General features: G+C 76.1%; 10 protein-coding genes. 4 read left to right on the forward strand and 6 right to left on the reverse strand.

Annotated elements, in window-relative coordinates:
- The first annotated feature begins 113 nt into the window (after positions 1-113).
- On the forward strand, positions 114-872 hold the full coding sequence (locus AB0F58_RS00605) for an alpha/beta fold hydrolase (protein ID WP_357135872.1): 759 nt from the start codon (positions 114-116) through the stop codon (positions 870-872).
- A gap of 69 nt (positions 873-941) precedes the next feature.
- Here AB0F58_RS00605 and AB0F58_RS00610 read toward each other — a convergent pair whose 3' ends face one another.
- From AB0F58_RS00610 to AB0F58_RS00620, 3 genes are read right to left on the reverse strand one after another with little or no spacing between them, the layout of a single operon-like run.
- Positions 942-1,829 (reverse strand): methyltransferase domain-containing protein, encoded by an 888-nt coding sequence (locus AB0F58_RS00610; protein ID WP_357135874.1) that lies wholly within the window; start codon positions 1,827-1,829, stop codon positions 942-944.
- Positions 1,830-1,856: 27 nt separating this feature from the next.
- The gene (locus tag AB0F58_RS00615; RefSeq protein ID WP_357135876.1) at positions 1,857-3,446 is read right to left on the reverse strand and encodes a bifunctional 3-(3-hydroxy-phenyl)propionate/3-hydroxycinnamic acid hydroxylase; all 1,590 of its coding nucleotides are present in this window, start codon (positions 3,444-3,446) and stop codon (positions 1,857-1,859) included.
- A gap of 37 nt (positions 3,447-3,483) precedes the next feature.
- Positions 3,484-18,189: an SDR family NAD(P)-dependent oxidoreductase gene (locus AB0F58_RS00620; protein WP_357135878.1), complete on the reverse strand. Its 14,706-nt coding sequence runs from the start codon at positions 18,187-18,189 to the stop codon at positions 3,484-3,486.
- Positions 18,190-18,374: 185 nt separating this feature from the next.
- Between AB0F58_RS00620 and AB0F58_RS00625 the strand changes: the two genes are divergently transcribed.
- Both AB0F58_RS00625 and AB0F58_RS00630 read left to right on the forward strand, forming a co-directional pair.
- Positions 18,375-19,196: a hypothetical protein gene (locus AB0F58_RS00625; RefSeq protein ID WP_357135881.1), complete on the forward strand. Its 822-nt coding sequence runs from the start codon at positions 18,375-18,377 to the stop codon at positions 19,194-19,196.
- Positions 19,193-20,224 (forward strand): 3-dehydroquinate synthase family protein, encoded by a 1,032-nt coding sequence (locus AB0F58_RS00630; protein WP_357135883.1) that lies wholly within the window; start codon positions 19,193-19,195, stop codon positions 20,222-20,224. Before AB0F58_RS00625 ends, AB0F58_RS00630 begins: the two co-directional genes overlap by 4 nt.
- A 90-nt stretch (positions 20,225-20,314) precedes the next feature.
- Here AB0F58_RS00630 and AB0F58_RS00635 read toward each other — a convergent pair whose 3' ends face one another.
- From AB0F58_RS00635 to AB0F58_RS00645, 3 genes are read right to left on the reverse strand one after another with little or no spacing between them, the layout of a single operon-like run.
- Positions 20,315-21,010 carry an HAD-IA family hydrolase gene (locus tag AB0F58_RS00635; protein ID WP_357135885.1) on the reverse strand — a complete coding sequence of 232 codons (696 nt, stop codon included), beginning with the start codon at positions 21,008-21,010 and terminating at the stop codon, positions 20,315-20,317.
- A 31-nt stretch (positions 21,011-21,041) separates the two neighbouring features.
- Positions 21,042-22,166, reverse strand: a complete 1,125-nt coding sequence (locus AB0F58_RS00640; protein WP_357135888.1) for a Gfo/Idh/MocA family oxidoreductase — start codon at positions 22,164-22,166, stop codon at positions 21,042-21,044.
- Positions 22,163-23,326: a DegT/DnrJ/EryC1/StrS family aminotransferase gene (locus AB0F58_RS00645; protein ID WP_357135890.1), complete on the reverse strand. Its 1,164-nt coding sequence runs from the start codon at positions 23,324-23,326 to the stop codon at positions 22,163-22,165. Before AB0F58_RS00645 ends, AB0F58_RS00640 begins: the two co-directional genes overlap by 4 nt.
- Positions 23,327-23,660: 334 nt before the next feature.
- Here AB0F58_RS00645 and AB0F58_RS00650 point away from each other — a divergent pair, with 334 nt between their 5' ends.
- Positions 23,661-24,092: a type II 3-dehydroquinate dehydratase gene (locus tag AB0F58_RS00650; RefSeq protein WP_357135892.1), complete on the forward strand. Its 432-nt coding sequence runs from the start codon at positions 23,661-23,663 to the stop codon at positions 24,090-24,092.
- Positions 24,093-24,142: the final 50 nt, after the last annotated feature.

The following is a 24,142-nucleotide window of genomic DNA, read 5'->3' on the forward strand; positions in this document are numbered from 1 at the left end:
CCGCTCGGCCCCGTCCGCTAGGGGTGGTCCGCCTCCGGCGGCGCGGTTAGCGTCCGGTGCAATGGCAGGGTGCCCGGAGGTCCGGGTCCATCGCTGGGAAGGATCGCGTGACGATGACCGACCACGACAACGGCCTGTGGGTACGCCGGTTCCACCCGGCGCCGGCCGGTGCGCCCCGGCTGGTGTGCCTGCCGCACGCCGGCGGGTCCGCGAGCTTCTACTTCCCGGTCTCCCGGGCGCTGTCGCCGGCCGTCGAGGTCCTCAGCGTCCAGTATCCGGGCCGGCAGGACCGCCGCCACGAACCGTGCGTCGACAACCTTCCGGAGCTGGCCCGGCAGGTCTTCCGGGTGCTGCGGCCCTGGCTGGACCAGCCGCTCGCGATCTTCGGGCACAGCATGGGCGCGACCCTCGGCTTCGAGGTGGCCCGGCTGATGGAGGCGGAAACCGGCACGCCGGCCACGCACCTGTTCCCGTCCGGGCGGCGGGCGCCGTCGTGCCAGCGGCACGAGACGGTGCACCTGCTCGACGACGAGGGCCTGCTCGCCGACGTGAAGAAGCTCAGCGGGACGAACTCGGCGGTCCTCGGCGACCCGGACATGCTGCGGGCCGCGCTGCCGGCCATCCGCAACGACTACCGGGCGGCGGAGACGTACGAGTACACCCCGGGGCCGAAGCTGAGCTGCCCGGTGACGGTGTTCACCGGTGACGACGACCCGAAGACCACGGTCGACGAGGCCCGAGCCTGGCAGGAGCACACCACCGGACCGTTCGACCTGCACGTCTTCCCCGGCGGGCACTTCTTCCTGGCCCAACACCAGCCGGCGATCCTGCGTACCCTCTCGGCGGCGCTGACCCGGACGGCGGTCGGCTGACCGCGTCCGGCCGACGCGGGTCGCGGCCCTCGCCGCCGGGTGGTCCCGGCTGGTGAGGGCCGCGCCGTGTCACGGCTTGTGCGCGACGGCGATGACGTAGTCGAGCAGGGCGATCTCCTTCTTGATCAGGTTCTCGTCGCGCCAGTGGTTGGCCATTCCCTTGACCGCGCTGCGTTCGGCGGCGGCCTGGAACGCCGGGTCGTGGGGCCGGGCCGCCTGGAACCGCCGCCAGCCCTCCCAGGTGCGGTCCTGGATCGACTGCACCTCGGCGTTGACGAACCCGGCCGCGGTGAGCTGTCCGGCGTAGACGGTCCGGTCGTGCCAGTTCTCGTCGGGGATACTGAACTTGACGAAGCTCAGCGGCCCGGAGCTGATGGACATCCGGGGGGTCTCGTTGCGCAGCGGGATGATGTCGGCGGTGGCGAGGGTGCCACCGGGCTTGAGCACCCGGAACGCCTCGGCGAAGAAGGCGCTGCGCGGGTGGAAGTGGAACGCCGACTCCAGCGCGACGACCCGGTCGAAGGTGTTGTCCGGGAAGGGCAGCTCGGTGGCGGTGCCGAGCTGGAACTCGGCCTGCTCGGCCAGGCCTTCCCGGCTGGCGCGCTCGCGGGCGTGCTCGACGTGCCGGGGGGTGACGTTGATGCCGTGCACCTTGGCCACCCGGCGGTCGCGCAGCCAGGCGAAGTCCTGGTCGCCGTAGCCGAAGCCGACGTCGAGGACGGTGTCGTCGGGCTTGAACCCGGCGGCGTCGGCGAGTTTCGTGGCCAGCGCCTCGCCGGCCACGTCGAGGCTGGTCACACCCTCCTCCCAGTAGCCGACGTTCATGTACCGGCTGGTGCGGGCGGCGAACTCCACGTCCGGGGACTGGATCTCGTAGAAGCGGCGGACCCGGGCCACCGGGTCCTTGGTGGCCAGGGTGCGGATCACCCGGCCGAGGGTGCGGAGGTTCTCCAACATGTCTGCTCCTTGCGCAGCGGGGAGTGGTCAGGGGTGCAGCGCCCGGGCGACGACCTGCCGGCGCAGGTCGTCCACGAGGGCGGCCGGGCCGTCCGGTCCGGCCGCCACGCCGAAGACGTAGAAGTCGGGACGGACCAGCACGGCGTCGGCGTTCGCGTCGGCCAGCCAGGCCAGGTGGACGCCGTCGAGGTCGACGACGTCGGTCGGCGCGCTGGCCTCGCCGGGTGCCGGGGCGGCGGAGTCGGCGGGGCGCACGGTCACCCGGTGGGCACCGAGGGTGTCGAGGAACGCGGTGGCGTCCGCGTCGAGCGCCGCCGGACCACGGGTGACCAGGACGAAGCCGGCGCCGACCACCTCGTCGAAGCGGCCGGTCCGGTCGCCGACGGCCACCCGCCCCTGCACGGCGGGTGCTCCCGCGTACGGTGCGGGGCTGCCGTCCGGGTCGCGGCGCAGCACACCGTCGACGATCGCCTCGCGCAGCGAACGGGCGTGCCGCTGCTGGGTACGCCGCCGCAGCGCGGCCAGCATCACCGCGTCCCGACCGGCGGCCTTCTTCTGGTCCGTCTCGCAGATCACCGTGCCGGAGTCGATGGACATCCGGATGGCGTGCTGCACGTGGGCCCGCCGCTCGGTCTCGTAGGTGTCGAGGAGCGCCCCGTCGGCGACGCCCCGGTGCACCAGGTCCAGCTTCCACGCGAGGTTGGCCACGTCCCGGAAGCCGGAACTCATGCCCTGCCCGAGGAAGGGGGGCATGACGTGGGCGGCGTCGCCGGCCAGGAACACCCGCCCCGAGCGCCAGGTGTCGGCGTAGCAGGCCTGGGTGGTGTAGACGCCGTAGCGGTCCAGCCGGGCGGTGTCCGGGGTGATGTCGAACAGGCCCAGCAGCCGCCAGGCACTGCCCTCGCTACGGAACTCCTCCAGGGTCTCCCCCGGCACCCGCATGAACTCCCAGCGGCGGTGGTCGGGGCCGGCGGAGACGGCGGTGCGGGGCCGGGCCGGGTCGCAGATCTGGAGGTTGTTCGGTTTGAACTCGTGCGGCTCGTTCAACACCACGTCGCAGACCAGCCAGTCGTAGCCGAAGCCCAGGTCGGTGACGGTGGCGCCGAGCCAGCGGCGGACGAAGCTGTTCGCGCCGTCGCAGCCGAGCACCCAGGAGGCGGTGAAGGCGTGTTCCGTGCCGTCGCCGTCGACGGCGGTCACCTCGACCCGGTCGCCGTGGTCGGTCAGGTCGGTGACCTCCAGCCCCCGGTGCACCTGCACGCCGGGCAGGGCGCGGCCCCGCTCGGCGAGGCGATCCTCCAGGCCGGGCTGGTAGAAGGAGATGGAGTCGGGCCAGCCGGCCGGGCCGTCGTCGGCGACCCTGACGTGCAGCAGGGTCCGGCCGAAGCCGTTCTTCCAGGTGTACTCGCCGGACAGCTCGGTGACGTCGTCGAGGCGGTCGCCGAGGCCGCAGGCGGCGAGGATCCGGCTGGCCTCCCCGTCGTAGGAGACCGCGCGGGGCATGTTGTACGGGGTCTGCCACTTCTCCACCACCCGCACGGTGAGTCCGCGCTGGGCGAGCAGGATCGCCGCCACCTGGCCCACCGGGCCGTAGCCCACGATCAGTACGTCGGTCATCACCGTTTCCTCGTGGTCCGCGTAGTCGGGCCGGCCATCAGAGCCCGAGTTCCGTGTCGATCAGGCTGAAGATCTCGTCGTCGCTGGCCTGGTCGAGGTCAAGGTCGTGGTCGGTGGTGGAGGCGCTGCGCATGGTCCGCCACTTGGCGACCAGCACCTCCAGCCGGGCCGTGACCTGGGTGTGCAGGTCCGCCTCGACGGTCGTCTCGGCGAACGTGCGTTCCAGGTTCTCCAGTTCGGCGAGGATCGCCGGGGTGGCCTCGCCGTCGTCGGGGACGAGCCGGGAGCGCAGGAACACGGCGAGCGCGGTCGGATCCGGGTAGTCGAAGATCGCCGTGGCCGGCAGCCGTTCGCCGGTCGCCTCGGTCAACCGGTTGCGCAGCTCCACGGCGGTCAGCGAGTCGAAGCCGATCTCGTTGAACGCCTGCTCCGGCCGGATCGCGTCGGGGCTGCCGTGGCCGAGCACGGTGGCCGCCTCGGCGCGGACCAGGTCGAGCAGGAACGCGGACCGCTCGGTCGCGGTGAGCGCCCGCAGCCGACCGGCGAGGTCCTGGCCGTCGGTGGTGGCGGTGGCCCGGGAGCGGGGCCGGTCCGGCCGGACCAGGCCGCGCATCAGCGCCGGCACCACGGCCCGCCCGGCGAGGGCGGTCACGTCGACCCGGGTGGGCACCAGGTGTTCCTCGGCGGCGGCCAGCCCGGCGTCGAACAGGGCCATGCCGAGGTCGGTGGGGATGGCCAGCTGGCCGTCGCGCGCGGTGATCCGGGGGTCGGTGCGGTCCAGCCCGCCGGTCATCGCGCTGGCCTGCTCCCACAGCCCCCAGGCGTACGACTGGGCGGGCAGGCCGGCCCCGCGTCGCCGCCGGGCCAGCGCGTCCAGGTACGCGTTGGCGGCGGCGTAGTTGCCCTGGCCGGGGACGCCGAACACGCCCGCCCCGGAGGAGAAGAGCACGAACCCGGCGAGGTCGAGGTGGCGGGTCGCCTCGTCGAGGTGGCGGGCGGCGTCCACCTTGGGCCGGAAGACGGTGTCGATCCGGTCCGGGGTGAGCGCGGTGACCACCCCGTCGTCGAGCACCCCGGCGGCGTGCACCACGGCGGTGAGCGGGTGCGCGTCGGGCACCCCGGCGACGAGGCGGCCGACGTCGGACCGGTCGGCGACGTCGGCGGCGACCACGGTGACCGTGGCACCGAGGGCGGTCAGCTCGGCGGTGAGATCGGCCACGCCGGGGGCCTCCGGGCCGCTGCGGCTGGCCAGCAGCAGGTGCCGTACGCCGTGCCCGGTGACCAGGCGACGGGCGACCAGCCCGCCGAGCAGGCCGGTACCGCCGGTGAGCAGGACGGTGCCGTCGGGGTCCCAGGCGGTGGGCATGGTGAGCACCACCTTGCCGACGTGCCGGGCCTGGCTGACGTACCGGAAGGCGTCAGGGGCCTGGCGGACGTCCCAGGCCCGCACCGGCAACGGCCGGAGGGTGCCGTCGGCGAAGAGGCCCATCAGGGTGACCAGCATCCGCTGGATCTCCTCGGGCGCCACCGTGGTCAGGTCGTACGCCTGGTAGTCGACGCCGGGATGGTCGACGGCGACCAGGTCCGGGTCGCGCAGGTCGGTCTTGCCCATCTCCAGGAACCGGCCGCCGCGCGGCAGCAGCCGCAGCGACGCGTCGACGAACTCGCGGGCCAGCGAGTCGAGCACCACGTCGACGCCGCGCCCCCCGGTGGCGGTACGGAAGCGCTCCTCGAAGTCGAGGGTGCGGGACGAGGCGAGGTGGTCCTCGGGGATGCCCATGGCCCGCAGCGCCGGCCACTTGCCGGGGCTGGCGGTGGCGTAGACGTCCGCGCCGAGGTGCCGGGCGAGCTGGACGGCGGCCATGCCCACGCCACCGGCGGCGGCGTGCACGAGCACGGACTCGCCGGCCCGCAGCCCGGCCAGGTCGACCAGGCCCCGGTACGCGGTGAGGAAGACCACCGGCACGGAGGCGGCCTGGGCGAACGTCCAGCCGTCGGGCATCGGGGCCAGCAGCCGGCGGTCGGTGACCGCGACCGGTCCGAAGCAGCCGAGGAAGACGCCGAGCACCCGGTCGCCGGGGCGCAGGTCGGTCACGGCGTCGCCGACCTCGGTGACCACCCCCGCCGCCTCGCCGCCGGGCGGGCCGGGGTCGCCGGGGTAGAGGCCGAGCGCGTTGAGCACGTCCCGGAAGTTCAGTCCGGCGGCGCGGACCCGGACGCGGACCTCCCACGGGCCGAGCGGGGCGTCGGCCGCGTCGGTGGGGACCAGCGTCAGGTGTTCCAGGCTGCCCCGGGTCGGCACGTCGAGCCGCCACGCCGGGGTGGCCGGCGGGGTGAGGGTGGCCGCGTCGGCGCGGCGGGCCAGGCGCGGGACGTACGGGGTGCCGTCCCGCCAGGCCACCTGTGGTTCGCCGGTGGCGAGGACGGCGGCGACGGTGGTGGCGTCCGGGGTGGTGTCGGTGTCGAGCAGGACGAACCGGTCGGGGTGCTCGGACTGGGCGGAGCGGACCAGCCCCCAGGCGGTAGCCGCCTCGGGATCGTCGGCCTCGGCGGGGCCGTGCACGCCGACCGTGCCCCGGGTGAGCAGGACCAGCGGGGTGTCCGCCCAGCGGGCGTCGGCGAGCCAGCCCTGCACCAGCGCGAGGGTCTCGGCGGCGACGAGCCGGGCCCGGTCGGCGTCCGGGGCGGCGTCGGTGGGGCTCGGTCCGGCCCAGCCCGGGGCGGCGAGGACGGCGTCGGGGGCGGGGGTGCCCTCGTCGACCGTCCGGGCGAGCGCGGCCGGGTCCGGGTGGTGCGGGAAGCCGCCGACGGGTCGGCCGAGTGCCACCAGCCGGGCCGCCGGGACGGTTTCGGGCACGGCGAGGGGCTGCCAGTCGAGCCGGAACAGCGCGTCGTCGACGGCCGCGTCGCGCGCGCCCAGCTCGGCCCGGGAGATCGGGCGCATGGCCAGCGAGGCGACCTCGGCCACCGGAGCGCCGGCCGCGTCCGCGGCGGTCAGGGTGAAGGCGTGCGGCGCCACCCGGCGCAGCCGGACCCGCAGCGTGCCGGCTCCGGCGGCGTGCAGCACGACGCCGTTCCAGGCGAACGGCAGCAGCATCCGGTCGGTTCCGGCGTCGGCGAGGCCGCCGAAGTGCGCGGCGTGCAGCGCGGCGTCGAGCAGCGCGGGGTGCAGGTTGTACCGGTCGGCGTCGGCGCGCGGCCCGGCGGGCAGCTCCACCTCGGCGTGCACCTCGTCACCGGTGGTCCACACCGCGCGCAGTCCCCGGAACGCCGGCCCGTACGCGTAGCCGTCGTCGGCCAGGCGGGCGTAGAAGTCGGTCAGGTCGACCGGGCGGGCGTCGCGCGAGGGCCAGGTGCCGGCCTCGATCGGTGCGGTACCCGTCGCGCCGAGGGTGGCGGTGGCGTGCCGCGTCCACCCGGCCGGGCCGTCGGCGGGTCGGGAGTGCAGGGTCACCGGGCGGCGGCCGTCCTCGCCGGCCGGGCCGACGGCTACCTGCACCTGGGTCGCCCCCTGGGCCGCGAGCGCCAGCGGTGCCTCGATGACCAGCTCGTCGAGGACGGGGCAGCCGACCTCGTCACCGGCGCGCAGGCAGAGCTCGACCAGGCCGGTGCCGGGCACCAGCACGGTCCCGGCGACCGTGTGGTCGGCCAGCCACGGCTGGTCGGCGATGCTGAGCCGGCCGGTGAACAGGTGGCCGCGCGCCTCGGCCAGCGGCACGGACGCGCCCAGCATCGGGTGGTCGGCGGCGGCCAGGCCGGCCGCGCCGACGTCGCCGCGGCCGGTGACCGGCCGGGGCCAGTAGCGGCGGTGCGCGAAGGCGTAGGTGGGCAGGTCGACCCGCCGCCCGCCGGTCAGGGCGGGACGCCAGTCGACCGGGACGCCGCGCACGTGCAGCTGGGCGAGGGAGAGCAGGAACCGGTCCAGGCCACCCTGGTCGCGCTGCATCGACCCGACGGTCACCGCCCCGTGGTCGTCGGCGAGGGTCTGTTCGATGCCGACGGTGAGCACCGGGTGCGGGCTGCACTCGACGTACGTGTCGTGGCCCTCGGCGGCCAGCGCGCGGACCGCCTGCTCCAGCTCGACCGGCTGGCGCAGGTTGCGGTACCAGTAGTCGGGGTCCATCTCGGGGCCGTCGAGCCAGCGCAGGTCGGTGGTGGAGTACAGCGGCACGGCGGCCGGGCCGGGCGTGATGCCGGCCAGCGCCCCGGCCAGCTCGTCGCGGATCCGTTCCACCTGGGCGGAGTGGGAGGCGTAGTCGACCGCGATCCGGCGGACCCGGGCCTGCTCGGCGGCGAGTTCGGTGAGGAGTTCCTCGACGGCGGACTCCTCCCCGGAGACCACCACGGCGGACGGGCCGTTGACGGCGGCCACGGCGACCCGGTCGCCGAAGCGGGCGATCCGGTCACGGACCACGTCGGCGGGGAGCGCCACGGAGGCCATCGCCCCCTGCCCGGCCAGGGTGCGGATGGCCCGGCTGCGCTGCGCCACCACCCGGGCGGCGTCCGGCAGGGAGAGCACCCCGGCGACGCAGGCGGCGGCGATCTCGCCCTGCGAGTGCCCGACCACGGCGACCGGTTGGACGCCGTACGAGCGCCACAGCTCGGCCAGGGAGACCATCACCGCGAAGAGGACGGGCTGCACCACGTCGACCCGGTCCAGGCCGGGCGCGCCGGGAACCCGCCGCAGCACGTCCAGCAGGGACCAGTCCAGGTGGGGCCGCAGCGCCGCGTCGCTCGCGGCCATCCGCTCGGCGAAGACGGGGGCCTGGTCGAGCAGGTCCAGGGCCATGCCGTCCCACTGGGAGCCCTGCCCGGGGAAGACGAACACGCACCGCCGGGCCGGGCCGGCGTCGCCGCGCACCAGGTCGGGAGCGGAACGTCCGTCGGCGAGCGCGTCGAGGGTGGCGGCGATCCGGTCCGGGTCGGCGCCGACGAGCACCGCCCGGGTGTCGAAGGTGCCCCGGCTGGTGGCGAGCGACCAGGCCACGTCGAGGGGGCGCTGGTCGGGCCGCTCGGCGAGGTGGGCGCGCAGTCGCCGGGCCTGGCCGGCCAGGGCCTGCGGGGTACGCGCCGACAGCAGCCACGGTAGGGCCCGCGCGCCACCGGTCGGGTCGACGGCGGTCGGGGCGGCGTCGGCCGCCGGCTCGGCGTCGGTGACCGCCTCGACGACCACGTGCGCGTTGGTGCCGCTGATGCCGAACGAGGAGACGCCGGCCCGGCCCGGCCGGTCGGTACGGGGCCAGGGACGGGCCTCGGTGAGCAGGTCGACCGCCCCGGCGGTCCAGTCCACCCGGGAGGTGCGCTGGTCGGCGTGCAGGGTGCGGGGCAGCCGGCCGTGCCGCATGGCCAGGACGACCTTCAGCACCCCGGCCACCCCGGCGGCGGCCTGGGTGTGCCCGAGGTTGGACTTGACCGAGCCGAGCAGCAGCGGCGGGACGTCGGCCGGACGCTGCCCGTAGGTGGCGAGGATCGCCTCGGCCTCGATCGGGTCGCCGAGCGGCGTGCCGGTGCCGTGCGCCTCCACCACGTCCACGTCGGCCGGGGTGAGCCCGGCGGCGCCCAGCGCGGCCCGGATGACCCGTTCCTGGGAGGGCCCGTTCGGGGCGGTGAGCCCGTTGGAGGCGCCGTCCTGGTTGACCGCGGTGCCGCGCACCAGGGCGAGGACCGGGTGGCCCCGCCGCCGGGCGTCGGAGAGCCGCTCCACGACGAGCATCCCGACGCCCTCGGACATGCCGAACCCGTCGGCCTCCTCGGCGAACGCCTTGCAGCGGCCGTCGGCGGCGAGGCCACGCTGGCGGCTGAACCCGGTGAGTCCGGCCGGGGTGGACAGCACCGAGACCCCGCCGGCCAGCGCCAGGTCGCAGTCGCCCTGTCGCAGGGCCTGCACCGCCAGGTGCAGCGCCACCAGCGACGCCGAGCAGGCGGTGTCCACGGTCACCGCCGGGCCCTCCAGCCCGAGGGCGTACGCCACCCGTCCGGACAGGACACTGCCGGCGGTACCGGTGAGCAGGTGGCCCTCGTCGGCAGTGGTCTCCCCGTCGTCGGAGGAGACGCCGGGGGCGATGTGGTCGGCGTAGTCCTGGCCGTGGGTACCGGCGAAGACCCCGGTACGGCTGCCGCGCAGCGTGCCCGGGTCGAGGCCGGCGCGTTCCAGCGCCTCCCAGGAGGTCTCCAGTAGCAGCCGGTGCTGCGGGTCCATGGCCAGCGCCTCGCGGGGACTGATGCCGAAGAACGCGGCGTCGAAGTCGGCGATGCCGGTGAGGAAGCCACCGGCGCGCACGTACGTCCGCCCGGGGGTGCCGGGGGTGGGGTCGTACAGGTCGGCCAGCGGCCAGCCCCGGTCGGTGGGCAGGTCGCCGATGACGTCGTCCCCGGCGTCGAGCAGCCGCCACAGCTCCTCCGGGGAGCCGATGCCGCCGGGGAACCGGCAGGCCATGGCGACGATCGCCACCGGCTCGTCGAGGGCGACGGTGGTGGCGTCGGCGACCTCGGTGGCGGCGGTGCCGAGCAGCCGGGCGTGCAGGTGCGCGGCGAGCACCTCCGGGGTGGGGTGGTTGAACACCGCGTGCGGGGCGAGCCGGACGCCGGTGACGGCGGAGAGCCGGTTGCTCAGTTCCACGGCCATCAGCGAGTCGAAGCCGAGTTCCTTGAACGGGCGGTCCGGTTCGACGGCGCTGGCGTCGGTGTGCCCGATGACCGTGGCGCAGCGGGCCCGGACCAGGTCCAGCAGCAGGGCCGCCCGCTCCGGCTCGGCGAGACCGGCGAGGCGGTCGGCGAAGCCGGCGGCGGTGCGCGGGGCGGGGTCGGCGTTGACCGCCCGGCGGGGTGGCGGCGGCAGCAGCGCCCAGAGCAGGGCGGGCACCTCCCCGGCGGCGCGTACGGCGGCCAGGTCCAGTCCGATCGGCACCAGGGTCGGCCGGTCGGCGGACAGGGCGGCGTCGAACAGGGCGAGCCCGGCGGCGGTGCCGAGGGGGCGGGTGCCGCCACGGGCGAGGCGGGCCAGGTCGGCGACGCCGAGGCGACCGGCCATGCCGTCCTGCTCGGCCCAGAGTCCCCAGGCCAGCGCGGTGGCCGGCAACCCGTGGGCGCGCCGGTGCGCGGCGAGCGCGTCGAGGAAGGCGTTGCCGGCGGCGTAGTTGCCCTGGCCGGGGCTGCCGAACACCGCCGACGCGGAGGAGAAGAACACGAACGCGGCGAGGTCGAGGCCGGCGGTCAGCTCGTGCAGGTGCCACGCGCCGTGCACCTTGGCCCGCAGGGTGTGCGCCCACCGGGCCGGGTCGAGGTCGGTCAGCAGCGCGTCGTCGGTGACGCCGGCGGCGTGCACCACGGCGACGAGCCGGTCGGCGAGGGGGGCGACGACCGCTTCGAGGGCCGCGCGGTCGGCGACGTCGACGGCGACCACCCGTACGGCGACGCCCGTCTCGGCGAGCGCGGCCGTCCAGGGGGCCGGCCGTCCGGTCCGGCTGAGCAGGACCAGTTCGCTGACGCCGTACGCGGTGGCGAGGTGCGTGGCGACGTGCCGGCCGACGCCACCGGTGCCGCCGGTGACCAGCGCCGTTCCGCCGCGCAGTGCCGGTGGCGGGGTGTCGGCGTCGGGGGCGGCGGCGCGCAGCCGGGGCACCAGGGCCCGACCGTCGCGGACGGCCACCTCCGGGTCGTCGGTGGCGGCGGCCAGCGCCGCCCGGACGGTGGCGTCGTCGGTGGCGTCGAGGTGGAGCAGCAGGAACCGGCCGGGATGCTCGGCGCGGGCGACCCGGAGCAGGCCGACGACCGGCGCGTGCACGGGGTCACCGTCGCGGACGGCCACGGCGAGCCGGGTCTCCTCGGCCCGCGGGTCGTCGAGCCAGCGCCGGAGCACGCCGAGGAGTGCGAGGCCGACCGCCTCGGCCCGGTCGGGCACGGACGCGTCGGGGTCGCCGTCGCCGACGCGGAGCACGAGCAGCGGGGGCAGCGGCCCGGCCGGCGGTGCGCCGTCGGCGACGGTCCAGGCGGGCACCGGCGTCGCCGGGGTGGCGGCGGGCAGCCAGTCGACCGCGTACAGGCCCGCGGGGTCGGTGTCGGCGGTCGGGGCCGCCGCGTCGGCGGTCGGCACCGGTACGTCGCGCAGGACGACGCGGTCCACGTCGAGCACGGGGGCCCCGGCGTCGTCGACGGCGCTCAGCGTCACCGCGTCGGCCCCGGCGCGGGCGAGGCTGACCCGCAGCGCGTGCGCGCCGGTGGCGTGCCGGCGGACCCCGGTCCACTCGGTGGGCACCGTCCGCCGGCCGTCCCTCGGGTACGGGGCGAGGCCGGCGAGCGGGAGCAGGCGCAGGGCGGCGTCGAGCACCTGCGGGTGCACGCCGTACCGCTCGGCGTCGGCGTCGGTGGTGTCCTCGGGAAGACGCACGTCGACCAGGAGCCGGTCCCCGGCGGTCCAGGCGGCGCGGGCCAGGTCACCGGCGAGCGCCCGGTGCGGGTCGACGGTCAGGTCCACCGGACGCGCCCCGGCGGGCGGCCACGACGCGCCGACGGCGGTCGCGGCGGCGGTCGGTTCGGCCGGGGCGAGCAGCGCCTCGGCCACCTCCCGCCAGGGCTGCCCCGGTCCGCTACGGACGTGACAGCGGGCGGCCCGGTGGCCGTCGGAGTCCGGACCGGCGACGTCGACCTGCACGTCGACGGTCAGGTCGACCGGGAACGGGACGGGCTCGGGTACGAGCAGCCGCGCCACGGCGGGCACACCGAGCTGCTCGCCGAGGTGGGTGAGCACGTCCAGCAGTGCGGTGGCGGGCAGCAGCGGCACGGCCCGGTCCACGCTGGCCGGAGCGGACTGGCCGGCGGTGATCCGGCCGGTGCCGACCACCTGGCCGGTGCCGGCGACCGGCAGCACGCCGTCGAGGAGCGGGTGCCCGGTGTCGGTGAGCCGGCCGGAGCCCGGCCCGTCGGCGGGCAGCCAGTAGTGCCGGCGCTGGAAGGCGTAGGTGGGCAGGTCGACCCGGCGACGCGGGCCGGGGCCGGTGATCGCGGCCCGGTCCACCCCGACGCCGCGTACGTGCAGTCGGGCCACGGCGGTGAGCAGCGCGTCCGGTTCCGGTTCCCCGGTGCGCAGGGTGGGGACGAACGCCAGCTGGTCGCCGCCCTCGGCGAGGCAGTCCTGGGCGGTGGCGGTGAGCACCCCGCCCGGTCCGACCTCCAGGAACGTGCTGACGCCGTGCCGGTGCAGGGCGCGCACCCCGTCCAGGAAGCGGACGGTGCCCCGGACGTGGTCGACCCAGTAGTCGGCGGAGCAGAGCCGCGCCGGGTCGACCAGCTCGCCGGTCAGGTTGGACACCACCGGCAGCCGGGGGGTGCGGTAGGTCAGGCCGGCGGCGACCTCGCGGAACGCGTCGAGCATCGGCTCCATGCGGGCCGAGTGGAAGGCGTGCGACACCCGCAGCCGGCTGGTGCGGCGACCGGCGGCGCGCAGGGTCGCCGCGACGGCCAGCACCGCGTCGGTGTCCCCGCTGAGGACCACGCTGGTCGGGCCGTTGACGGCGGCGAGTCCGACCCGGTCGGTGAGGTGCACGGCCACCTCGGCCTCGGCCGCCTCGACGGCGACCATCGCGCCCCCGGTCGGGAGCTGCTGCATGAGCCGGGCCCGCGCGGCGACCAGGGCGGCCGCGTCGGCGAGCGGGAACACCCCGGCCACGTGGGCGGCGGCCAGCTCGCCGACGGAGTGGCCGATCAGCAGGTCGGGGCGGACGCCCCAGGACTCGAGGAGCCGGTACAGCGCCACCTCGACGGCGAACAGCGCCGGCTGGGTGTAGAGGGTCTGGTCGAGCAGGGCGACGCGTTCGTCGCCGTCGGGGGCCCGGACGACGTCGGCGACCGGGTGCGGGGCCACCCCGGCGAGGTGCCGGTCGAGTTCGGCGCAGGCGGCGTCGAACGCCTCGGCGAAGACGGGGTACACCGCGTGCAGCCCGGCGCCCATCCCGGGACGCTGCCCGCCCTGACCGCCGAAGAGCACCGCGAGCAGCCCGTCGCCGACCCGGCCGGTGACGACGGTGGGCAGGTCGGCGTCGCCCCGGGTCAGCGCGGTCAGCCCGGTCCGGGCCCCGGCCGGGTCGGCGACCAGCAGGACGGCCCGGTGGTCCAGGGCGGCCCGGGTGGTGGCCAGGGCGTGCGCGACGTCGCCCGGGTCGGCGTCCGCCCCGGGCCCGTCGAGCCAACCGAGCAGCCGGGCGGCCTGGTCGCGCAGGCCCTCCCCGCTGGCGGCGGAGAGCAGCCACGGCACCGTCCCGCCGTCCGGGGCAACCGTGCTGCTTTCCTCCTGCTGCCCGGTGGTGGGCTCGGGCGCCTCGACGATGACGTGGGCGTTGGTGCCGCTGATGCCGAACGACGAGACGCCCGCCCGGCGGGGCCGGTCGACCGCCGGCCAGGAGCGGGCCTCGGTGAGCAGCTCCACCGCCCCGGCGGTCCAGTCCACCTCGGTGGTCGGGGTGTCCACGTGCAGGGTGCGGGGCAGCCTGCCGTGCCGCATCGCGAGGACCATCTTCATCACCCCGGCCGCCCCGGCAGCGGCCTGGGTGTGCCCGAGGTTGGACTTCAGCGAGCCGAGCAGCAGCGGCCGGTCGGCGGACCGGTCCTGCCCGTACGTGGCGAGCAGGGCCTGCGCCTCGATCGGGTCACCGAGGCGGGTGCCGGTGCCGTGCGCCTCGACGGCGTCCACGTCGGCCGGTCCGAGGCCGGCGGCGGCCAGCGCCCGCCGGATCACCCGCTCCTGGGCGGGCCCGTTGGGGGCGGTCAGCCCGTTGGACGCCCCGTCCTGGTTGACCGCGGTGGCGCGCAGCACGGCGAGGACCGGATGCCCGTTGCGGCGGGCGTCGGAGAGCCGTTCCAGCAGCAGGACGGCGACGCCCTCGGACCAGCCGGTGCCGTCGGCGGCCTCGGCGAAGGCCTTGCAGCGGCCGTCCGGGGCGAGCCCGCGCTGGCGGCTGAACTCCACGAACGCCTGCGGGGTGCCCATCACCGCGACCCCACCGGCCACGGCGAGGGAGCAGTCCCCGGTGCGCAGCGCCTGCGCGGCGAGGTGCAGGGCGACCAGCGAGGACGAGCAGGCGGTGTCGACGGTGACCGCCGGCCCCTCCAGCCCGAGGGCGTACGCGACGCGGCCGGACACCACGCTGCCGGCGGTGCCGACCCCGAGGTAGCCCTCCACACCGGGAGGCGCCTGGCGCAGGTTCGCGGCGTAGTCGTGGTGCATGACGCCGGTGAAGACCCCGGTGGCGCTGCCCCGCAGCGCGGTCGGGTCGATGCCCGCGCGCTCGAACAACTCCCAGGAGCTCTCCAGCAGCAGCCGCTGCTGGGGGTCCATGGCCAGCGCCTCGCGGGGGCTGATCGCGAACAGGGTGGCGTCGAAGTCGGCCGCGTCGGCGAGGAACCCGCCGACCCGCGCGTACGAGGTGCCCGGCTGGTCGGGGTCGTCGGAGAAGAGGTGGGTGAGGTCCCAGCCCCGGTCGGTGGGGAACCCGGTCAGTCCCTCCCGGCCCTGGTCGAGCAGCTCCCACAGCTCCTCGGGGGCGGTGACGCCGCCGGGGAGCCGGCAGGCCATCGCGACGATGGCCACCGGCTCGTCGGCGGACGACGGCCCGGCCGCCTCGGCGGTCGCCACCGGGGCGGCCCCGCGCAGCCGGGTGGCGAGGTGCCGGGCGAGGGCCTCCGGCGTCGGGTGATCGAAGGCGGCCGTGGCGGAGAGCCGGGCCCCGGTCTCCCGGGCCAGCCGATCGCGCAGGGTGACCGCGCCGACCGAGGTGAAGCCGAGTTCCTTGAAGGCCCGCCCGGGGCGGACCGCGACCGGGCCCGACAGGCCGACGACCTCGGCGGTGGCCGCCCGGACCAGGTCCAGCAGGAGCCGGTCGCCCTCGGCGGCGGTCAGCACGGCCAGCCGGCGGCGCAGCGTCGCGACCGCCTCGGCGGTGTCGCCGGCCGGGCGGGCGGGTTCCCGCCAGGCCGGGTGGCCGGCGGCGGGCCGGGCGAGCAGGACGAGGTCGGCACCGTCGTGGGCGGTGTCGAAGACGTCGAGGTCCCGGCGGAGGCCGGCGGGCGTCGGGGCGGGGCCGTGGGTGGCGGTGCCGGCCAGCCGGGCGGGCAGCCCGGCCGCCCGCCGTCGGGCCAGCAGGGCGTGCAGGGCGCCGACGACGGCGGCGGCCCGGTGGCCACCGGGTGCCCCGAGCAGCGGTGCGGTCGGCACGAGCACGGTGAAGGTGGTGACGTCGGCGTGTCGGGTCCGCCGGTGCAGCCCTTCGGCGAGGGCGAGCAGCCGTCCGCCGTGGTCGTCGGTGTCGTCGTCGGCGCGGTGCCGCCCCGGGCGGCTGTCGGCGTCGGGCAGGTCGTGGGTGAGGTCGTCGGCGGAGAGGCAGAGCACGGCCGCGCCGATCTCCTCGTCCCCGACCGACGCGGCCGGGTCCGCGGCGGGCCCGGGGCCCAGCGGGACGGCCTCGACGCCGGCGGCGGTCAGCTCCGCCGCCAGGGCGGTCAGCGCGGTGACGTCCGTCGGCCCGGTGGCCAGCAGCCGCAGCCGCCGTACGCCGTACGCGGCGACCAGGTGCCGGGCCAGCGCCGCCCCGAGCGGGGTGTCCGCGCCGGCCAGTACGACCAGGTCGGCGACCGTGGCCGCACGCTCCACGGTCGGCACGGGCACGGGTCCGAGGTGCGCGTGGCGGACCGCACCGGCGCGCAGGGCGACCTGGGCGGCACCGGTGGCCACCACGGCCGGCAGCAGCGCGTACGGGTCCGTGTCGAGGTCCCGGTCGACCAGCACGATCCGGTCCGGGTGGGTGGCCTGGAGCGCACGGGCCACCGCCCAGGCCGCGACGGCCGACGGGTCGAGGTCGGGGTCGTCCGCCCGGTCCGGGGTCGAGGCGTCCACCGCTCCGGTGGTCAGCAGCACCAGGCGGGTGCCGGCGAACCGGGCGTCGGCGAGCCAGCCGTCCAGTTGGTCGGCGAGCGTCGGCGGGTCCGCGTCCGCCGAACCGACCGGCAGCACCACCACGTCCGGCACCGGCCCGCCGTCGCGCAGGGCGGCCAGGTCGGCGTGGCACCGGAAGCGGTCCGGGTCCGCCGCCGGGAGCGACCCGGTGTCGGTGCCGACGACCGCCCAGTGCTGTTCCGGCACCGGTACGCCGGTTACGTCCAGGGTCGCCCAGCCGAACCGGACCAGCTCGTCGTGGTGGCTGCCGTTGACCGCGCGCAGTCGGGCCGGCTGGTCGGGCAGCAGCCGGCGGGTCACCTTCCCCGAGGCGGTACGCGGCACGGCGGTGATCTCGTACAGCTCCTGCGGGACCTTGTGGTAGGCCAGCCGTTCCCGGCAGGCCGCCAGGGCGGCCCGGGGCGCGAAACCCTCCGGCCCGGCGACCACGTACGCCACCGGCACCTCACCGAGCACCTCGTGCGGGCGGCCGGTGACCGCCACGTCGGCGACGCCGGGGACGGCGCGCAGCACCTCCTCCACCTCGGCCGGGTGGATCTTCTCGCCGCCCCGGATGATCAGCTCCCGGTGCCGGCCGGTGACGAAGAGGTTGCCGGCGTCGTCACGGCGGGCCAGGTCGCCGGTGCGGTACCAGCCGTCGCGCAGCACGGCGTCGGTGTCGGCGGACCGGCCGTGGTAGCCGAGCATGACGCTCGGTCCGCGCACCCACACCTCCCCCTCCACCCCGGCGGGGACGTCCCGGCCGGTTTCCGGGTCGACCAGGCGGACGTCGACGCCGGGCACCGGACGCCCGCAGGAGCCCTCCACCCGGGGCTCGTCGGGGCGGGTGACGGCGATCGAGCCGCAGGTCTCCGTGCTGCCGTACGCGTCGAGCAGCGGCGCGTCGAAGACCTCCTCGAAGGCCCGGCGCAGCGGCCCGGTGGTGATCGCGCCACCGACCAGGCACACCCGCAGGGCCGGGGCGCGGAAGCCGGTCTCCCGGGCGGCGGTGACCAGGTGGTGGTACATGGCCGGCACCCCGGCGAGCACCGTGGCGTCGTCCTGCTCGACCGCGCGCAGGACGTCCTCGGCGGAGAACCCGTCGACGAGCCGGGCGGTCGCGCCGACCGCGGTCACGCTGAGCACGCAGCCGATGTGGGAGAGGCTGTGGAACAGCGGCAGCGGCCAGACCACCCGGTCCTCGGAGGTCAGGCCGGGGATCGGCACGTAGCAGGAGGCGACGGACCACAGGCAGGTGCGCTGGGTGGAGAGCACGCCCTTGGGGCGGCCGGTGGTGCCCGAGGTGTAGAGCATCCAGGCGACCTCGTCGAGGCCGAGGTCGTCCCGCGCGTCCATGTCCGGCTCGGCGTCGACCAGCTCCGACCAGGCGGCGACGCCCGACGGCAACGGGCCGGGGCCGGTGACCCACACCCGCAGGTCGGGGCGGTCCCGGCGGAGCCGGAGCAGCTGGTCGAGGTGCTGCGGGTCGGTGACCACCAGCACCGCACCGGAGTCGTCCAGCAGGTGCGCCAGCTCGGCGTCCGTGCTGCGCGGGTTCACCGGTACGCCGACCGCCGCCGCCCGGGTGACGGCCAGCCACGTCTCCACGGTCTCCACCCGGTTGCCCAGGCAGAAGGCGACCCGGTCGCCCCGGGCCACCCCGCTCGCGGCCAGGTGCCCGGCCAGCCGGCGGGTCCGCTCGGCGAGCGCGGCGTAGCCGACCGAGCGGTTCTCGTCGCGGAACGCGACCCGGTCCCCCAGCCTGGCGGCGTGGGCCCTCAACAGATCGGGCAACGGCTGGACCAGGTCACTCCGAAGCATGTCACCACATCCGTCCCTCGCCGTAACGGCCCAAGTCTTCCGAGCGACCTTCCGGTGACCTACCCCTGTCACCCCCTAAGTGGTCCCCAGATCCACCCGTGGAGCCGATGACCAGGCGCGCCGTCGGCCGATGATGGGGTGGCCCGTGGACCGTCGCCCCCGTCCCGCCCCGTCCACCAGTCGAGGTGCCGTCGTTGGAACGCTCCTGGATGTTCGCCCACCTCGCCGTACCCGGCGGGGGGTGTCCGGACGCCCGCGCGGCCGAGCTGGTCGGCACCGTCGTGGCGGGACTGGTCGCCGCCGTGCGCGCCGCCGACCCGCAGTCACGCTGGTTCTACGACCGCCTCCGTCACCCCGCCGGCCCTCGTCTGCGCGTCGGCCTGCACGCCAGTCCCGCCGCCCTCGACGCGGCACGGGGACGGTTGGGCGACGGCCCACCGCTGGCCCCGGACCCGTACGCCGTCCGCGACGCCGCACGCGGCGGGCCGCTGGCCCAGGCCGGCAGCGAGCTGGCCCTGACCCTGCTGGGGGGCGACGCGCCCTGGCTGGCCGGCATGGAGCTGCCTCTGGTCGTGGCCCACCTGCGGCACCTGGGCGACCTGATGCCGGTCGCCGACCGGCCGGCCTTCTTCTTCCTGCACTGGCAGGACCGCAGCCGGTCGCTGAGCGCGGCGCACCGCCGCGACCTGGCCGCGCAGGCCGACAGCGGGGCCGAGAAGATCGTCCTGGCCGCCGGGGACCTGCCGTCGACCGGGACGGTCGCGGCGGCCTGGCAGCACTACCTGGACCGGGTGACCGAGGTGATGGGCGAGGACCACGCGGCCACCCCGCGCGGTTTCCTGCTGGCCGAGCACGCGCAGCTCACCCACGAGCGGTGGGGCGTCGACCCGGCCGTCGACTCGCTGGCCGCCATGGCGCTGCGGCTGGCCCTGCAGCGGGACCGTCGCCCGCCACCGCCACCGACCGTCCCGCCCACCGCTTCCACGAGGAGACCCGCAGCCGCATGAACACCCGCACCGACGGTCCCGAGGCGACCGGCCGCGTCGACGTCCTCCTCGGTGACCGGACCTACCCCGTGTTCGTCGGCCCGGGGATCCGCCACCGGCTGCCGGAGGAGGTGGCGCGCGTCGGTGCCCGTCGGGTCGTGGTGGTCTCGGCCCGCCCGCCGGAGTGGACCCCGGACCCGGGGGTGCCGCACCGGGTCGTGCCGGCCCGCGACGGCGAGCACGACAAGACCCTGGCCACGGTGGAGCACCTGTGCCGGGCGTTCGCCGACTTCGGCCTGACCCGCGCCGACGCGGTGGTCTCCTGCGGCGGCGGGACCACCACCGACGTGGTCGGCCTGGCCGCCGGTCTGTACCACCGGGGGGTCGCGGTCATCCACCTGCCGACCTCACTGCTGGCCCAGGTGGACGCCAGCGTCGGCGGCAAGACCGCGGTGAACCTCCCCGAGGGCAAGAACCTGGTCGGCGTGTACTGGCAGCCCCGCGCGGTGCTCTGCGACACCGAGCAGCTGGACACCCTGCCCGCCGTCGAGTGGCGCAACGGCTACGGGGAGATCGCCCGCGCCCACTTCATCGGGGCCGGGGACCTGCGCGGCCGTCCGGTCACCGAGCAGATCACCGCCTGCGTGGCGCTCAAGGCCCGGGTGGTGGCCGCCGACGAGTGCGACGCCGGCCTGCGGCACATCCTGAACTACGGCCACACCCTGGGCCACGCGCTGGAACGGGCCACCGACTTCCACCTGCGCCACGGTGAGGCGGTCGGGGTGGGCACGGTGTTCGCCGGTCGCCTGGCCGGTCTGCTGGGTCGGATCCCGGGCGACCGGGTCGACGAGCACCGCGAGGTGGTGGCCGGCTACGGGCTCGACACGCGCCTGCCCACCGGTGTGGACCACGACGACCTGCTCGCGTTCATGCGGCGGGACAAGAAGTCCACCTCGGGACTGTCCTTCGTGCTCGACGGCCCGACCGGTCCGGAACTCGTCGCCGACGTCGACGAGAGCGCCGTCCGGGCCGCCCTCACCGCGATGTGAACTCCCCCGCCCACCCCGGCGCGCGCCGGGGTGGGCGCCGGGTCCCCTGCGACCACCCCGGGCGGCGGTGGGCGGTCAGGCGGTGGGCGGTCAGGCGGCGGGCACGGCCGGGCAGTGGGCGAGCAGTTCCTCCGGCTTGTGCGCGACCAGGTCGGGGGCGGCGGCGAGCAGGTCCTCGACGTCCCCGCCGTGCCAGGTGGTGGCGACCGTCGTCACCCCGGCGTCCCGTCCGCTGGTCAGGTCGGTGATCGCGTCGCCGACCATCATCGCCTGGTGCGGGGGCATGCCGAGCAGGTCCAACGCCCGGAGCACGATGTCCGGCGCGGGCTTCGGGCGGGGCACCTCGTCGGAGCCGATCACATGGTCGAAGAGGTGGAGCACGCCGAGCAGGTCGAGCAGCGACCGGGCCCGGGGGCCGCTCTTGCCGGTGGCGACCGCCATCCGGATGCCCCGCTCGGACAGCTCCTCCAGCGTCTCGCGCACGCCCGGGAAGAGCGGCACCTGGTGGGCGAGCCGGTAGCTCTCCCGGACGAACGGCTCCTCCATCTCCAACGGCAGCCCCATCAGCCGCATGATGTCCGGGAAGTACCGCCCCATGTGCTTGTTGTACTCCTCGAACGGCGCGGGTCCCGTCCCGACCACCTCGGCGTAGGCGACGCTGAACGCCTGACGCATCACCGCCGTACTGTCGACCACGACGCCGTCGAGGTCGAAGACGACCGCCCGGATCGGTCCCGGTCGCGCGGGGACTGTGCTGGCCTCGAGGGTGGACGGCGGATGGCTCATGGCTGCTCCCGGGTGGGTTCGCCGGTGGTTCTCACCGGTCGAGGGTTCCCGCCAGCGCGTACGTCGGCGCGGTGGGCCGGGCGCAGCGGTAGATCCGTTCGATGACGTCGATGGTCCGTCGGGCGTCGGCCGCCGCCGCGCCCCGGCTGGCCGGCGCGGCGAGCAGGTCGGGCAGCACGTCGAGCTGACGGTCGTACTCGGCGCCGATCGGCTCCTCGGGCAGCGGCAGGCGGACGGTCGCGCCGTCGCGGGTCCGGGTCAGCACCGGCGTCGGCTCCCGGTTGGGGCTGAACCCGAAGGTGCAGTGCAGGGACACCGAGCCGCCGGTGCCGTGCACGGCGATGGTGGTGCGGTCCCGGGCCTCGTGCGACGCCCAGCAGGCGTGCAGGCCGGCGGAGGCGCCGTCGGCGGTGAGCAGGAACGCGCGGGCGGTGTCCTCGACATCGCCCCGGGCCCGGCCGGCGTCGGTGGCCGTACCCCGCCACGCCGCGGCGGCGGCGTCGTCGTTGACGAAGTCGTCGGACACGCTGCCCACGGCGTGCACCACCGCGGCCGGTCCGAGCAGCGGCAGCACCGTGTCGAGCAGGTGCCAGCCGAGGTCGACCAGGGCACCGCCACCGGCGAGGTCCCGGCGGGTGAACCAGCCGCCGGCGTCGGGCACGCCCCGGGCCCGTACCCAGGCCACGTCGACGTGGCGGACGGCGCCCAGGTCGGCGGTCGCCGCGACGAGCGCCCGGACGTCCGCCCGGTAGCGGGCGGCGCTGCCGGCGAGCAGCACCGCCCCGCCGGCCCGTTCGGCCTCGGCCAGCTGATCCGCCTCGGCGGAGGTCAGGCAGACCGGCTTCTCCAGGAACACCGGTACGCCCCGGCGCAGCAGCCGGGCCGCCACGCCTGCGTGCAGGTGGTTCGGTACGGCGACGACCACCAGGTCCACCGTGTCGGCGGGGATCTCGTCGACGTCGGCGTACGCGGACGGGACCCGGTGGGCGGCGCGGGCCCGGTCACGCGCGGCCGGGTCCGGGTCCACCACGGCGGTCACCGTGTAGCGCGGATGCGCGGCGAGCCGGGGCAGCCAGATCGCCCGTCCGGCCCAGCCGAGGCCGGCCACGGCGACCCGGACGCGCCCCGGTGTGGCGACCGGCGACGACGCGGTCATTCGCCGAGGACGTCGGCGAGCACGGCGGCGATCTGGTGCATCTGCTCCTCGGTGCCGAGCAGCGTACGGTGGTGCAGCCAGATGCAGTCGGCGTGGATCTGCTCGACGTTCGGGCAGCGGGCGGCGATCTGGTCGACCGACTCGTCCGGGGCACCGGCGAGCCAGAAGCCCTCGCACCGGTAGATCGCCCGGAACGCGACGAAGGCGGGGATGCCCCGGGCGATCAGCTCGTCCACCACCACCCGGCGGCGCTGCTCGCCGATGCCGGGAACCCGGAACATGGCCATGTAGTGCGGGTTGCGGTCGCCCCGCTCGTCGCGCCCCTGCGGCACCACGCCGGGGATCTCGGCGAGCAGGCTCGCCAGCAGCGGCCAGCGCTGCTCGCGCAGTTCGATCTGGCTGTCGAGACGGGACAGCTGGGCCCGCAGGACGGCGGCGCTGAACTCGTTCATCCGGTAGTTCGAGCCGGTGGTGCGGTGCAGGTAGTCGCGGTCGGTACGCGGCCGGCCGCAGCTGTGCACGAGGAACGCCCGCTCGTACAGCTCCTGGTCGGGGAAGAGCACCGCGCCGCCCTCGCCGGCGGTCATCAGCTTGCCGTTCTGGAAGCTGAACGCGGCCACCGAGCCCAGCTCGCCGACGCGCTTGCCCTGCCAGTGCGCACCGTGGGCGTGCGCGGCGTCCTGGAGGATGTCGACCCCGGCGTCGGCGGCGATCTTGTCGAGGGCGTCCATGTCGGCCATCTGTCCGGCCATGTGCACCGGCATGATCACCCGGGTCCGGTCGGTGATCGCGGCGGCGACGGCCTCCGGCTGGATGCAGTAGGTGTCCAGGTCGACGTCGACCGGCACGGCCACCGCGCCGAGCCGCTGCGCGGCCAGCGACGACGAGATGAACGTGAACGCCGGGACGATCACCTCGGTGCCCGGTCCGACCCCGAGGACCTCCAGGGCCACCTCGAGGGCGTGGGTGCCGTTGGTGACGGCGAGCGCGTGCGGCGTGCCGTGGTACGCCCCGAACTCCGCCTCGAAGGTGTCGACCTCGCTGCCGCCGACCCGCCACCACTGGCCCTGCTCGAGTGCCCGGATCAGACCGGTCCGTTCCTCGTCACCGAACTGCGGCCACTCGGGGAACTCCGGCACGCTCGCCGACAGACCACTCATGATGTCCCACTTCCCAATCCAGCTGGAACGGCGGTTCACTGGCCGTTCGCCGACGGCGGCGCGCCGCCCCGCGACCCCGGGCACCGGGTGCGACCCGCACCAGCCCGGTCGGTTCTTCGGGGCGGACACCACCGTCGATCACGGCGACGTACCTGGCTCGCGGTGGACGCTAACCGACCTGACCGGCGGCTCAACTCCCCTAACGGCCCCTAACCGCCCCTACCCGACCCTTAGGTCGCGGCACGGTCACGGCCGGTGCCGGCCGGCGACGCGATACTGCGGGGACCCGTCGTCGAACCCGTCGGGACGCAGACCGCTCCGCGCGAGGTGAACCGTGTCCAACGTGCTCCTGCTCAACGGCCCGAACCTGGGCATCCTCGGTCGACGGGAGCCGGAGATCTACGGCACCGACACGCTGGCCGACATCGAGCGGGCGGTCGCCGAGGAGGTGGCGCCGCGCGGCTGGCAGGTGACCGCCGAGCAGCACGACTGCGAGGGCGCGCTGATCCGCGCCATCCAGGACAACTACGACACGGTCGGCGCGATCGTCAACCCCGGCGCGCTGATGATCGCCGGCTGGAGCCTGCGGGACGCGCTGGCCAACTACCCCCGCCCCTGGATGGAGGTCCACCTGTCCAACGTGTGGGCGCGGGAGAGTTTCCGGCACGACTCGGTGCTCGCTCCGCTCGCCAGCGGGGTGATCGTCGGACTCGGCGCGCTGGGCTACCGGCTGGCCGCCCGCGCCCTCGTCGCCACCGTCGCCTGATCCTTCCCTTCCACGGCCGGCACCAGCACGGTCGTCCGTCCGTTTCCCCC

The sequence above is a fragment of the Micromonospora sp. NPDC023956 genome, assembly GCF_040639195.1.
In the GTDB taxonomy this organism is placed as follows: domain Bacteria; phylum Actinomycetota; class Actinomycetes; order Mycobacteriales; family Micromonosporaceae; genus Micromonospora.

What these genes read in the sequence shown, in the direction of transcription:
- AB0F58_RS00615 (WP_357135876.1), bottom strand. Translation starts at nt 3,446, where the DNA reads ATGACCGACGTACTGATCGTGGGCTACGGCCCGGTGGGCCAGGTGGCG.
- AB0F58_RS00630 (WP_357135883.1), top strand. Translation starts at nt 19,193, where the DNA reads ATGAACACCCGCACCGACGGTCCCGAGGCGACCGGCCGCGTCGACGTC.
- AB0F58_RS00605 (WP_357135872.1), top strand. Translation starts at nt 114, where the DNA reads ATGACCGACCACGACAACGGCCTGTGGGTACGCCGGTTCCACCCGGCG.
- AB0F58_RS00610 (WP_357135874.1), bottom strand. Translation starts at nt 1,829, where the DNA reads ATGTTGGAGAACCTCCGCACCCTCGGCCGGGTGATCCGCACCCTGGCC.
- AB0F58_RS00645 (WP_357135890.1), bottom strand. Translation starts at nt 23,326, where the DNA reads ATGAGTGGTCTGTCGGCGAGCGTGCCGGAGTTCCCCGAGTGGCCGCAG.
- AB0F58_RS00640 (WP_357135888.1), bottom strand. Translation starts at nt 22,166, where the DNA reads ATGACCGCGTCGTCGCCGGTCGCCACACCGGGGCGCGTCCGGGTCGCC.
- AB0F58_RS00635 (WP_357135885.1), bottom strand. Translation starts at nt 21,010, where the DNA reads ATGAGCCATCCGCCGTCCACCCTCGAGGCCAGCACAGTCCCCGCGCGA.
- AB0F58_RS00620 (WP_357135878.1), bottom strand. Translation starts at nt 18,189, where the DNA reads ATGCTTCGGAGTGACCTGGTCCAGCCGTTGCCCGATCTGTTGAGGGCC.